The sequence below is a fragment of the Thermosediminibacter oceani DSM 16646 genome, from assembly GCF_000144645.1.
Classification (GTDB): Bacteria; Bacillota; Thermosediminibacteria; order Thermosediminibacterales; family Thermosediminibacteraceae; genus Thermosediminibacter; species Thermosediminibacter oceani.
In genome coordinates, this window is record NC_014377.1 from 1,294,252 (window position 1) to 1,307,784 (window position 13,533).

General features: G+C 43.5%; 12 protein-coding genes. 1 reads left to right on the forward strand and 11 read right to left on the reverse strand.

Annotation, left to right across the window (positions count from 1 at the left end):
* Window position 1: 1 nt before the first annotated feature.
* From sigK to TOCE_RS06700, 4 genes are all read right to left on the reverse strand, one after another.
* A complete protein-coding gene (sigK, locus tag TOCE_RS06685; protein ID WP_013276127.1) occupies window positions 2-721 on the reverse strand; it encodes an RNA polymerase sporulation sigma factor SigK in 720 nt (239 codons plus the stop codon).
* A 62-nt stretch (window positions 722-783) separates the two neighbouring features.
* Window positions 784-2,379 (reverse strand): peptidoglycan D,D-transpeptidase FtsI family protein, encoded by a 1,596-nt coding sequence (locus TOCE_RS06690; protein WP_245523110.1) that lies wholly within the window; start codon window positions 2,377-2,379, stop codon window positions 784-786.
* 120 nt (window positions 2,380-2,499) lie between these two features.
* Window positions 2,500-3,576, reverse strand: coding sequence for an endolytic transglycosylase MltG (gene mltG, locus TOCE_RS06695; protein WP_013276129.1), 1,077 nt, complete (start codon window positions 3,574-3,576; stop codon window positions 2,500-2,502).
* A gap of 14 nt (window positions 3,577-3,590) precedes the next feature.
* Entirely contained in the window at window positions 3,591-4,067 is a 477-nt protein-coding gene (locus tag TOCE_RS06700; RefSeq protein WP_013276130.1) for a QueT transporter family protein, read from the reverse strand.
* 463 nt (window positions 4,068-4,530) lie between these two features.
* On the opposite strand from TOCE_RS06700, the gene TOCE_RS06705 reads away from it, so the two are divergent.
* Window positions 4,531-7,260 (forward strand): calcium-transporting P-type ATPase, PMR1-type, encoded by a 2,730-nt coding sequence (locus TOCE_RS06705; RefSeq protein WP_187286564.1) that lies wholly within the window; start codon window positions 4,531-4,533, stop codon window positions 7,258-7,260.
* Window positions 7,261-7,299: 39 nt separating this feature from the next.
* On the opposite strand, the gene TOCE_RS06710 is transcribed toward TOCE_RS06705, so the two are convergent.
* The 7 genes from TOCE_RS06710 to TOCE_RS06740 form a co-directional block, all read right to left on the reverse strand.
* A complete protein-coding gene (locus TOCE_RS06710) occupies window positions 7,300-7,767 on the reverse strand; it encodes a Fur family transcriptional regulator (RefSeq protein WP_013276132.1) in 468 nt (155 codons plus the stop codon).
* 165 nt (window positions 7,768-7,932) lie between these two features.
* Window positions 7,933-8,673 carry an ABC transporter permease gene (locus TOCE_RS06715; protein ID WP_013276133.1) on the reverse strand — a complete coding sequence of 247 codons (741 nt, stop codon included), beginning with the start codon at window positions 8,671-8,673 and terminating at the stop codon, window positions 7,933-7,935.
* Window positions 8,670-9,419: an ABC transporter ATP-binding protein gene (locus TOCE_RS06720; protein ID WP_013276134.1), complete on the reverse strand. Its 750-nt coding sequence runs from the start codon at window positions 9,417-9,419 to the stop codon at window positions 8,670-8,672. The genes TOCE_RS06715 and TOCE_RS06720 overlap by 4 nt, the downstream gene beginning before the upstream one ends.
* A 19-nt stretch (window positions 9,420-9,438) precedes the next feature.
* The gene (locus TOCE_RS06725; protein ID WP_013276135.1) at window positions 9,439-10,410 is read right to left on the reverse strand and encodes an ABC transporter substrate-binding protein; all 972 of its coding nucleotides are present in this window, start codon (window positions 10,408-10,410) and stop codon (window positions 9,439-9,441) included.
* On the reverse strand, window positions 10,394-11,002 hold the full coding sequence (locus tag TOCE_RS06730) for a UbiX family flavin prenyltransferase (protein WP_013276136.1): 609 nt from the start codon (window positions 11,000-11,002) through the stop codon (window positions 10,394-10,396). The genes TOCE_RS06725 and TOCE_RS06730 overlap by 17 nt, the downstream gene beginning before the upstream one ends.
* Window positions 11,003-11,006: 4 nt before the next feature.
* Window positions 11,007-11,903: a UbiA-like polyprenyltransferase gene (locus TOCE_RS06735; RefSeq protein WP_013276137.1), complete on the reverse strand. Its 897-nt coding sequence runs from the start codon at window positions 11,901-11,903 to the stop codon at window positions 11,007-11,009.
* The gene (locus TOCE_RS06740) at window positions 11,893-13,326 is read right to left on the reverse strand and encodes a menaquinone biosynthesis decarboxylase (protein WP_013276138.1); all 1,434 of its coding nucleotides are present in this window, start codon (window positions 13,324-13,326) and stop codon (window positions 11,893-11,895) included. Before TOCE_RS06740 ends, TOCE_RS06735 begins: the two co-directional genes overlap by 11 nt.
* Window positions 13,327-13,533: the final 207 nt, after the last annotated feature.

A 13,533-nucleotide genomic window follows, 5' to 3' on the forward strand; every position in this document is an offset into this window, starting at 1 on the left:
TTTAGTTGCAGCCTTCGGGATGTAATTCGTCGAACAGTTTTTTTATTGCCCTTTTCTCTATTCTGGAAACATACGACCTCGAAATTCCCAGTAATTTGGCTATCTCTCTTTGAGTCCTGGCCTTGCCGTTTAGAAGGCCGTATCTCAATTCTATTACTTTTTTCTCGCGACCTTTCAGAACAGTGCGGATCTTATCGTAAAGTTTCTTTTGCTGAAATTTATTCGATATTTCTTCGATTATGGCATCAGATTCGGTTCCTAAAATATCCATAAGGGATATCTCATTACCTTCTTTATCCACTCCTATTGGATCCTGCAGAGAAACCTCCGCTTTAATTTTTTTCGTCGTGCGAAGATTCATCAATATCTCGTTTTCTATACAGCGGGCCGCATAGGTAGCGAGGCGGTTTCCCTTGGTCTTATTAAAGGTTGTAATGGCCTTTATTAATCCTATGGTCCCGATAGATATCAGGTCGTCCATGTCTTCACCGGTATTGGCAAATTTCTTTACTATGTGAGCCACCAACCTCAGGTTTCTTTCTATCAGTATGTTTCTTGCCTCCTCATCGCCATTTCTGTAAAGCTCCAGGTATTTTTCCTCCTCTTCGGGCGTCAATGGCTGCGGGAAAGTATTATTGTTAATAATATATCCCATCCATGTGAGTAGCTCTTTAAAAAACAAAAAGCCCAAAGTCATCAGTACCGACAAAGCACTTCCCATTTAAATCCCCCTCCCCGTGCGTACCTATAATATATGACTTTGGGCTAGAATATGTGCATGTTTTACCTACCCTTAAGGTAATAAATTTTTTCGACTATTTTTCCGAAAATCGGAGCTGCCTTAAAGGGGCCCGACTGCCCTTTTTCTACAAAAACGGTAACGATGTAACGCGGATCTTCCGCGGGATAATACCCCACAAACCATGCGTGATTGTTCCCGTCTCCGAGTTCAGCGGTTCCGGTCTTGCCCGCCACCTCCACATGCACCTTCGATGGCGCCGCTAACATCCCTGTTCCGTATTGGGTTACAGCTCTCAGAGCTTCCTTCACTTTTCTGGCGGTATCTTTAGATATCACTCTTTCCGAAAAGCGGGTCGCCGGAGTATCAGCCGTTACGGTTGAACCCGTGGAATCGACCACTTTTTTCACTAAATAAGGTTTTATTTTTATCCCGTCATTCGCTATTATCAACAGCATTTGAGCAGCTTGCAATGGCGTAACCTGAAGTTTTCCCTGTCCTATTGACAGATTACCTAAATCTTCCCGGTAGACGTCACGGGAAGCAGGAATAAACCCTGTCTTTTCTTCGCTAAGATCACTTAATACTCTCTCTCCTAAGCCGAATTTTTCGGCATACTCTAAAACCCTTTCTTTTCCCAATCTCATGCCGAGCTCTATAAATACCGAATTACACGAATATGCCAAGGCATCTTTAAGCGTTAACCGACCATGTCCACCCTTTTCGTGACTATAGCACTTGATAACATTACCCCCAACCCTGATAGCCCCGGAACAGTGAAATTCCTCATCAAGATCGGTGACTTTTTCTTCGAGAGCTGCAGCGAGAACAACGATTTTAAAAATTGAACCCGGTATATATGCTTCTACTGCACGGTTTATCAGGGGCGCATCCTTTTGATTAAGGTAAGCATCAAGGTCGCTCTGCTTATAATTGGGTCTGCTTGCCATTGCCAGTATCTCTCCCGTTTTAGCGTCCAGTACTACAACCGCTCCTCTTTGAATTTCCGTGTCCATAACCTCTTCTACAGCTGCCTGTATTTCCCTATCAATCGTCAGCCATACGCCCCATTTTTCGGTAAATAGATTTTCCTTTGAAGCCCCGGGTATCGGCTGTCCAAAACCGTCGTATATTATACCCGTTTTTATCCTACCTCCGTTCAGAAATTTGTCGAAGGTTTTCTCGATTCCGGCCTTCCCCTTATAGCCTACTACATGGGTTGCAAGTGCATTCTGACCGTAGCGCTTTTCCTTCTGGTAAACGAAAACCCCCGGAGTTCTGCCGAGCAGTTTTTTTATAACTGCTATATTTTCCGGGGATAATCTTACGCTTTGCGGCTTATAAGGGTCTTCAAATGAAAGTATATTATTTTTTTTCAAATATTCAATTTCGCTTTCTTTTAACCAGCGCGGCGAAATCAAGGCGTAATTTACTTTTTGCGAATCCAGAAGGGACCGACCGTCTCTATCAAAAACCCCTCCTCTGATTTCCTCCCGGGAAGAGCCTTGCCACTGACTAAGGGCTCGCCTGTAAAGATAAGTATGGGACAGAACCTGGATGTCGAAAAGACGTATAATCATTAAGATAATTAAAAAAAATACGATGGCGAAAAAGTAATCCAGCCTTGTACCTTTGCCCACAAAAATCACCCAAGGTTAGGTTTTCCATTTTTAGTTCAAATTATGCCTTGGGGTTTTATTGAAGGATTCGACTGATAGTGTATTTGACTATAGGGATGGTGAACATATTATATAGTGGGGTTATCTAGCGAGGCTGCTTTTACTTTTCGCCTTTAGATGTTCCTCGTAAGTCCTACTGAAAGTATGGGTCCCATCTCCGTTAGCCACAAAGTATAGATAATCAACCGAAGCCGGGTTTAAGACAGCCTTTATGGACTCTATTCCAGGAGCCGAAATAGGACCCGGCGGCAGTCCGGCATTAATATACGTGTTATAAGGGGATTGTATTTTCAGATCCTCCAGCGTGAGCACCTCTTTATGCTCTTTTAAAGCGTATTCCACAGTAGCACACGACTGAAGCGGTATACCTTTTTTCAACCTGTTCAAAAAAACGGCGGCGATTATTGGCTTTTCCGTATTCAATTTTGCCTCTTTTTCTATTATCGATGCCAGGGTGATCACCTGATATGTGTTTAATCCCAGATCCCTTTCTCGTTCAAGAAATTCAGCGCTATTGTAATATACATCATAAAACCTTTTCAGCATGGAATCCACGTAATAGCTGGCCGGTTTATTTTTAGACAGGTAATAAGTATCGGGATATAAAAACCCTTCTAGGGTAGCCCCTTGTGGTAACATTTTCAGAAAAGGGTATTTATCCTTAAAATTTGATGCCACGGCCGACTTTAAAAATTCTTCTTTGGTGGTGAGTTTCCTAGCTTCGAATATCTCCGCAATCTTTTCAATAGTTATACCCTCGGGAATTGTCACCTTTTCAACTACAACATCTCCCCGTACAAGTTTACGGACAATGTCATGCAAAGACATGGCCGGACTTAACTCGTAAATGCCGCTCTTAAACTCCGTATCCAGGCCGTTGACCTTGACGTATATATTAAAAGCCAGCGAATTCCTTATTAATCCCCGGCTTTCTAAATTTTTTGCCACGACCTTCGCCGTCATTCCCTTTTCCAGGTCAAAAAATACACTGCCTTTTTCTTCGGGCTTCACAGGAGCCGACATGGCCCGGTACCATAAAGCTCCTGATAAAATCACTAGGAGAAGAGGCGCAAAAAGCAGGATTTTTTTCCAGCGCTTGAGTTTCTGAATTAACCCGCTGTCTTTAAAATTCTGCCACAATGCTTTTACATTAAACACATAAACCCCCACTTTCAGTCGGTTTTATCAAAGTATCTTATAAGGCCCGTCCTCTTAATAAAAAACACTAGCGGTATTCCCAGTAAGCCCACGGCGATGAATTCCCCCAGTCCGATATAGGCAGCAGTGATGGCGTAAGGCATTCCGTACAATAGGCTTAGATAGTAGGATACTCCCAGCGCATTAAGTACGATGGGCGGCAGAGCTCCCAGAAATGGGTTCGGCATTTTGCTCGTTATGTATGCCGCCAATAGCGTTATGAGGCTTCCGCCATATACATCCCATGGGCCCAGACCTCCAAGCAGGTTTGCCAGGAAGCATCCGACGAAAAGCCCGGGTACGGCTGAGCTTTCTATGAGTGGCAGAAGAGTTAGAGCCTCGGAGACTCGCACCTGCACTGGACCGTAACTTATAGGCTTTAAAAAGTAAGTTAATACAGTATAAAGACCCGCAATAATCGCCGCTCTAATGATATACCGGATAGATTTCATATTTTTCCCTCCCCAATTCTTGTACAAAGATGATATAATAAAATAATCAGGGGAACCAGTAGCGGTAAGTTAATATCCGATTTCCGACACCTAATACGAGATTTATATTAGAATTTCATTTTAAGTTTATCGCTAAGAACACTCTACGTCAACTCAAATCTACATCCCACACTGGAGCCGGCCTTTACAAATAGAAATTTTTATTATATAATCGCAATTGAAAATAAGACTAGTTTATCTTCTACGTTGAAGGGGAGTAGCCGAAAGATAAAGCCATCATCTCGGTAATCCATTGCGATTACCTGGCTTTATCCTCTGGATTATTATTTCTGGAGGGCGAGACCTTTGGCTTAATTCCTTTCGGAATTTCGGCCAAAGGTCATTTTTATCTCTCTTGGTACACGGGAGGTGAAGTGGACAAAAATCAGCAATAAATAGCGATAATTAAAAAAATAATAAATTAATGTATAATAATGGAGGGTCGCTGGTGGAGGAAAAAAAGTGGTACGCTCTACATGCAAAGAATGTTGCCGAAATTTTTAGTACTCACCTGTCAAAGGGACTTTCATCCGAAGTCGCCCAACAAAGGCTTAAGGACCACGGCTATAACGAGCTTGTGGGTAAAAGAGGGCCGACTTTGTTTGAAATGTTTTTGAGTCAATTCAAGGACTTCCTGGTATTAATACTTATCGTTGCTAGCCTGATATCCATGCTGGTAGGCGAAGTAGTAGATTCGGCTGTAATTATTATGATAGTAGTTTTAAATGCGATACTGGGTGTAGTGCAGGAATATAGAGCGAGTAAGGCTCTGGATGCTTTGAAGAAAATGGCAGCTCCTGAGGCGCGAGTTATTAGAGACGGCACGGTCCAGGTTATCCCTGCTCGTGAACTGGTTCCGGGGGATATAGTCTTGCTGGAAGCCGGAAACTACGTGCCGGCGGATCTGCGACTGGTGGAAAGTGTGAATTTGAAAATCGACGAATCAGCACTTACCGGAGAATCGGTCCCTGTCGAAAAAAACGCCGATATAGTATTCAACGAAGAGAGGCCCCTCGGAGACAGGACAAATTCTGCTTTTATGGGCACTGTGGTTACTTACGGCAGGGGCAAAGGCATAGTAGTATCGACGGGCATGAAGACTGAAATAGGTATGATCGCCAAAATGCTCGAGTCTTACCAGGATGAAGTTACGCCTCTCCAGAAAAAATTGGAGGAAACGGGAAAAACGCTTGGAATCGCCTGCCTCGTCATATGCGGCATTGTCTTTTTAGTGGGGCTATTGAGAGACATCCCATTTTTAGAGATGTTCATGATTTCTGTCAGCCTTGCGGTAGCGGCTATACCCGAAGGTCTCCCCGCAATATTGACAATAGTCTTGGCACTCGGCCTGCAGCGCATGGTAAAGCGGAATGCGATTATAAAAAAATTGCACGCTGTAGAAACTCTAGGAAGTACTACTGTTATATGCTCCGATAAAACCGGTACCCTAACTCAGAACCAGATGACTGCAACAAAAATTTTTACAAATGGCCGATTTATTTCAATCACCGGAGAAGGCTACAGGCCTGAAGGAGAATTTTACCTTGACGGCTCCAGAATCATCGACCCCAAATCCGATACGAGTCTTGAACTGCTCCTGAAAATTGGAGCTCTCTGCAACGATTCAAAGCTGGAAGAAAGCGGTACAGAAAAAGAAGATCAAAAAACATGGAGAATTCTCGGTGACCCCACCGAAGGAGCACTTGTGGTTGCTGCTGCTAAAGCCGGAATATTCGTCGAAGACCTAGAGAAGACGCAGCCCCGCGTTAACGAAATTCCCTTTGATTCGGATAGAAAGCTGATGACCACAATTCATCCTTTTGACGGAAAATATATAGCATATGCAAAAGGGGCACCGGATGTCCTTTTAGGTCTTTCAAATTATATTTACAAAGACGGTCAGGAGGTACCTTTAACACAGGAAGACAGAAAAGCAATAATTGAGGCCAATAAAGCAATGGCGTCTCAGGCTCTCAGGGTACTTGCCCTGGCTTACAGGCCCCTTGACACCCTCCCGGATGAACCGAAATCAGAAGACATTGAAAAAGATTTCGTATTTGTCGGTTTGATAGGCATGATTGACCCTCCGCGGCCTGAAGCCATAGAGGCGATAAAGGTATGTAAACAGGCAGGTATAAGGCCTGTAATGATTACCGGCGATCACAGAGACACGGCGGTAGCTATAGCGAAGGATCTAGGCATGATTGAAAACGAAGCAGGTGTACTAACAGGCTCTGAACTGGACTCCATGAGCGACGACGATCTGTTCCATAAATCTAAGGAAGTATCGGTTTACGCTAGAGTATCACCAACTCATAAACTAAGGATAGTAGAGGCTATAAAAAATAATGGCCATATCGTCGCAATGACCGGGGACGGAGTCAATGACGCGCCAGCACTAAAGAAGGCCGATATAGGCGTGGCAATGGGCATTACCGGCACCGACGTCGCCAAGGAAACCGCCGACATGATCCTGGTCGACGACAATTTTGCTAGCATAGTTTCGGCAGTGGAAGAAGGCAGGGTTATTTACTCCAACATACGCAAATTCATATTCTTCCTGCTCTCTTGTAACATCTCGGAGATCCTCATTATATTCGCCTCCATGCTAGCTGGATTGCCCATACCGCTGAAGCCTATTCAGCTTTTGTGGATAAACGTGCTTACAGACGCATTCCCGGCTCTAGCTCTTGGTATTGAAAAGAAAGAGCCGGATATCATGCAACGGCCGCCTAGAAGGCCGGAAGAACCCATAATAGATGCCCGCATGCGGTGGCAAATTGCGATAAATAGCATTTTCATGGCCCTTTCTACATTGGGAGTATTCGTTCTTGCTTTGAAAAATAGTGCCAGTATCGAAAAGGCAAGGACTCTTGCTTTTGCTACGCTGATTTTCTGCGAAGTCTTGTGGGCTTACTCTACCCGCTCCGAAACCCATTCAGTATTCAAAATCGGATTTTTCTCCAACCGCTTTATGGTAATAGCATCATTTATCTCGCTGAGTTTGCTGCTGGCTGTAATCTATGTGCCGTTCTTGAGGGCCATCTTCGATACAACCTACTTATCTTTCTACGAAATGGATCTCGTGGTATTATTTGGTTGGATACCCTTTGTAGCTGCGGAGATAAGCAAAATATTCCTGAGAAAGAGATAGTAAAAAAAGAAGAGCTTGTCTTTCAAGACAAGCTCTTCTTTACTCTTTGCCTTCCTGGCATTTCTTGCAGTATCCCAGAAATTTAACAACATGGTCAATAATTTTAAATTCGTTTTTGGCTTCAATCTGATCTTCCAGGTCGTCCAGAAGATCGTCGTCAAACTCATAAACCTGCCCGCATTTCAGGCAAACCAGATGGTGATGCTGATGTTTTTCTTCCTCACTTAGTTCATACCTGTAGCAGCCATCGCCGAAGTTTAACTTCTTTATAATATCGCATTCGTCAAAAAGCTGTAAAGTCCTATAAATAGTAGCCAGCCCCACATCTGGAAACTTCTTTTTCACTAGGGCGTAAATTTCTTCGGTGCTCATATGCTTCGAAGGATTCTCTAAAAGCACATCCAGGGTTGCTCTCCTCTGGGGCGTGAGCTTCAACTCCCTGTCTTTTAACTTTTCTTCCAGCAATTTCAGCCTCCTTACTTTATCTTCATCTTTTGTCTTTTCCAAAATTTTCCCCTCCCGCACAACGGATGCGCCAAGTTAATTATACACCCGCATTAATGCCAGTGCAAGCTTTAGCCCACGCTCCTCCGAGTAGTGGAGTCTCTATGCAAGAACACTTCGGCTACCATCCAGTATCGCCATTATAGGGCGAAAGTCAAGCTTTACGATCTACTTTTTCCACCGGCAAAATATCCTATCCAGAGCGTCTACAAATGAAAATAAAATCAATCCTATCCCGCCGAGAACCAGAATTCCCGAATACATGTCGATGTAATTTACCCTCATCCAAGCATCCATAATAAAATATCCTATGCCTTGTACTGTTCCAAAGTTCTCTGTAAAAAACAAAACCGAAATAGCCGTGCCTGTACCCAGCCTCAGGGCGGTCAGCAATTCCGGCGCAGCTGCGGGCAGTATAATCTCCTTGAAAACAACTATATCGCCGGCACCCAATGATGTAAGGGAATAAAACATTTCTTTTGGTATGTTTTTTACCGTGTCACGCATTGTGATAATGATTTGAAACACCGTTATAATAACTATCATCGTGATCTTGGACAATTCACCCAGGCCGAATAAAATCATTACAATAGGCAATAAAGCGATTTTCGGTATGGGATATATAAAATATATTACCGGCGACAAAACTCTGTCTACAGAATGATAAAATCCCATTAAAAGCCCTAAAATAGAACCTATTAGTACCGAAAAGATAAGGCCTGCGATAATCCTGTATATGCTTAGGGCAGCGTGAGGAGCGATTTTTGAAAAAAATACTTCCCTCAAGTTGTAAAAGACGGCAGCCGGCGGCGGAAGCAAGGGACTTTTCACCACAGCGGACGCAATATGCCATAATATAACAATTAGAAAGAAAATAAAGATATATTGGCTGGTGTTTTTTACCTTCACTTTTGTCTACCCTTTATCAAGTCTTTTAATTTAGATTTAATGCTGCTGTAAAGACCCAGGTCCTTAATTTCACGGGCACCAAAGAAGGGGTTATCGAACGTTTTAACGATTCGACCGGGAGGTCCCGTCATGACGGCTATTTTCTTCCCCAGATACATAGCTTCTTCGGTGCTGTGGGTCACAAACACCGTTGAGATAGAATCGCTTTCCCATACATCTAAAAAAAGGTCCTGCATTTCTTCTCTAGTTATTGCGTCGAGGGCGGAGAAAGGTTCATCCATCAGCAAAATATCTGGCTTTAAAATAAACGCTCTTGCTATTGCTACTCTTTGTCTCTGGCCTCCACTTAACTCCCCGGGGTACCTAGTAAAAAGGCCGGAAAGGCCCATTCGGGACAATATGTATTCGGCATAATCTCTATCTGTTTTGGTTATTTTTTTCTTTACTCTTAACCCCAGCAGCGAATTTTCAATTACGTTTTTCCAGGGCAAAAGCCCGTAATCCTGAAGGACGAGGCCTATTCGATGCTTCCTGGCATCGATAGGAGTTTTATCTATAAGAACTTCTCCTTTAAATTCCTTTATAATCCCGGCCAGCGTGTAAAGCAGTGTGGATTTTCCACATCCCGACGGGCCAATTACGGCAACGATTCCGCCTTTTTCCACATCCAGGTTTACCCCGGCCAGAGCCCTAAATTTTCCTCGTGAAGACTTGTAAAAGACTTCGAGGTTTCGAACCGTAATCATATATAACGCCCGCTTTACTTTACTCTATGAATCTACCGTCCACCAGTTCGTCAAAAGAATACGCCTTCTTTATCAGGCCTTTTTTTACCAGCCAGTCCATCACCCCGTCAAAATCCTCTTTAGACGGAAGTTCCGCCTTCGTGTATTCCGGCAGGACTATGGTGTCTTTAACTTCTTCAGGGAACCCGGCCTTTTCAATCACAACATCAATATAAGCTGACTTTTCATTTTGTTTAAGATATTCGACAGCCTTGTTATACGCCTTATAAAAGGCCTTTATTTCATCCTCTTTTCTTTCTAATGCCTCCGGAGTAAACAGCAATACCCCCGGATTAATCCCCAATTTATCGGTGCTCTCAATAACCTTTGCGCCATTTTTTATAGCAAGCGTTGCCAGAGGGTCCGGAAGTGTTGCGGCGTCTATCTTCCCGTTTTGGAGCATCTCAAGCCTTGCTGGAATTTGGGGCACTACTACCTTGTTTACGTCGCTTGGATCTATGCCGTATTTTTCTAATATTTTATCGGTAGCATATTCAATGATGGTATTTTTTGATAATGCTATGTCCCTGCCTTTTATCTTGGCAACCTCATTGATATTTTTTTCTTTTCCTGTAAGCAGTTTGTAAGTCCCGTTGGTGAGGGAGGTAATCTTAACATTGAAACCCCCATCGTTGGCAAAAGCAGCCGCTAGAATGTCCGATACCGCTCCATCTATTTTGCCGCTTTGAAGGGCACTGTCCCTTTCCATGGCGCTTTTAAAATGTTCAAGGCGCACTTCAACCCCTTGTTCTTGGAAATATCCCTGCGCCTCAGCAATGATCAAAGGTATAGAATCCACATCGGGAAGCACACCGATTACCAAGGGGCTGCCTTCTTTACTTTCAGTCTCCTCTTTGCTTTCCTGCACTGAATTGTCAGAACACGCGCTCAGTAAAAATATCAGGGAAAGCAACGCAAAAATCACCGCTATCTTTTTAATTTTTTTGCTCATGATCTTCAACTCCTTTCCACCTGTCATATAGTTGATTTGGGATGTTCAAGGTGTCTAAAACCCTTCCCACTATGAAATTGACCATGTCGTCAATAGTTTTTGGACTTTGATAAAAGGCAGGCATAGCCGGTAGTATATGAGCTCCCATTTTACTAAGTGTCAGCATGTTTTCGAGGTGTATTGAATTCAGCGGAGTCTCCCGGGGGACTATGACAATTTTTCTTTTTTCCTTCAAAAATACATCAGCGGTTCTCTGCAGTAAATTGTGTGACAATCCGTGAGCTATAAATGCTAGGGTCGACATAGAACACGGAATTATTACCATTCCATCCGCCTTAAAGGAACCACTAGCTATTGGAGCGAAAATATTATTTATGTCATAATATTTGAGAGCACCTCCATATTTTTCGAGTTTGCCAAAATCTGAAATTAAAGTCTCCGTATCCACCCCCAATTCATGTTTTAAAACTTTGCTCCCGTTTTCAGTAATCAAAAGGTAAACTTCGTGTTTCCCCTTTAAAAGCTCTTCTATTAATCTTACTCCGTATACGCAGCCGCTTGCGCCCGTTATGCCGACTACGAACCTTGCCATCCAATCACCTCAAAATAAAAATGTCCATAGTAGAAAATATAAAAAAGACCACGCTTACTATCTGATTGATGTCATAAGAAGCTATGGTTACGTGCTTTAAGTTCGTGGGGGAAACCAGTTTGTGCTCCGCGTATAGAAAACACGAGATAATAACAAGGCCCAGCAAATAGAGGTAACCCATATTCATCAAAAAGTACAGGTAAAATAACAGCCCCATAGAAATCCCATGAAAAGCAGCAGATATCTTAAGTGCGTTTTTTATGCCGAATTTTACCGGTATCGAATAAAGGCCGTGGCTTGTGTCAAAATCCACATCCTGCGAACCGTAGATTATGTCGAACCCCGCAACCCATAACATTACCGCGGCGCCGAGAACAACGGCGGGCCATTGTATTTGGCCGGTGACCGCAATCCATGCTCCCACCGGAGCTCCCCCGCAGGCAAGACCCAATATCACATGACACAACCACGTAAACCGCTTGGTGTACGAATATATTACGAATAAAAAAATTGCCACAGGCAGCAATTTGACGCAAAGGGGATTTAGTTCAAATGCGGCTAACACCAGGGCTGCAAAGCAAAACACAACAATTACGAAAGCCTCATATTCTTTAACTATGCCCATAGGTATATGCCTTCCGGCAGTCCTTGGGTTTTTGGCATCAATATCCCTGTCCACCAGCCGGTTCAACGCATTAGCACCGTTTCTTGCCCCGAAAAGGGCCACCATGGCCCAGAAAAACACCTTTGCTGGCGGAAATCCTCCAGCGGCCCAGAACATGGCGATGAGCGAAAAAGGCAGTGAAAATAACGTATGAGAAAACATGACCAAATCCCCGTAAGTCTTCAACCGCCTCATCATAGCGCCAAACAGCAAAGCTGCATGGCCTTTAGAATCCATATTCTTTCCACCTTCTGTCGACCAATTCCTTTATTTTCGGGTCCATTACAATATCGTCAGGCCATTCCCTTTCGTACCCTTCTTCCTTCCACTTTTTCGTCGCATCGATTCCCATCTTGCTGCCGTAATGCTTCAAAGGAGAAGCGTGATCCAGAGCATCCAGCGGCCCGTCGACTATGACTACATCCCTTCTGGCATCTATATTGTTGAATACCTTCCATGCCACTGTCGAAAGGTCTTTCGGGTCTACATGCTCGTCCACTACAATTATAAGTTTTGTATACATCATCTGCCCCATTCCCCACAGGGCGTGCATCACCTTTTTTGCGTGGCCGGGATATCTCTTTTTTATCGACACTATTACGCAGTTATGGAATACACCTTCAAGCGGAAAATTTATATCTACGATTTCGGGGCATTGTATTTTTAAAAGCGGTAAAAATATCCGTTCAGTAGCTTTTCCCAAGAAACAATCCTCCATAGGAGGTTTCCCTACAACCGTGGCCGGATATATTGGATTTTTCTTGCGCGTCATGCACGTCAGGTGAAAGACGGGATAAAGGTCTTTAATCGAATAGTATCCCGTATGGTCGCCAAAGGGACCTTCTTCCCTTAATTCATCGATATCCACGTATCCTTCCAGTATAAATTCCGCATTGGCGGGTACGTAAATATCGTTGGTCTTACACTTGACTAATTCAAGGGGAGCCTTCCGCAAAAACCCCGCAAATATCATTTCATCGATTTCTTTGGGGAGAGGGGCGGTGGAAGCATATATCGTGGCTGGATCGCAGCCAAGCGCCACCGAAACGGGCATTTTCTTTCCAAGCTTTTTATATTTTTCATATATTTCACTGCCGTCTTTATGGAGGTGCCAGTGTATACCCGTAGTTTTTTCGTCGTAAACCTGGAGCCTGTACATGCCCATATTCTGTGTGCCCGTCTCGGGGTCCTTCGTAATTACCAGAGGGAGGGTTATAAATTTTCCTCCATCACCGGGCCAGCATTTTAAAATCGGCAGTCTAGAAAGATCCGGTTCTTCAACGATTTCTTGACAGGCGCCCTGCTTAACTTTTTTGGGAAATATTTTTGCAATTTTAGCAAGTCTTGTGGCGGATCTTATTTTATTAAACAACCCTATGTAATTAGATATATCTATCAGGTCTTCTATTTCTTTTGCAACATCATCAAGGCTTTCAACTTCCAATGCCAGGTTCATCCGCTCGTAAGTTCCGAAGGCATTGACCAATAGGGGAAACTCCGAACCTTTTACATTTTCAAAAAGCAGTGCGGGGCCTCCCGATTTTACCACCCTGTCTACTATTTCGGTTACTTCCAGTTCGCTGTCAACCTCTACCTTTATTCTCTTGAGCAAACTTTTTTGTTCCAGTACCCTTACAAAATCCTGCAAATCTTTATACATATCTTGACACCCTGCCTTTTGTACCTTTTCGTCGAGTCCCTGCGCCTTTTTTCATATTGTTTTTAATTTTTTCGACATACAAAAATCAGGTTTCTGATGGAATTGCTCAAACATACAAAAAACTACCTTCGTTATTATAGCACACGTTGCCGTTTATCACAAGGGTCTATCTATTGACCCCGGAAATCCATTTAAAAAACCGCCCTA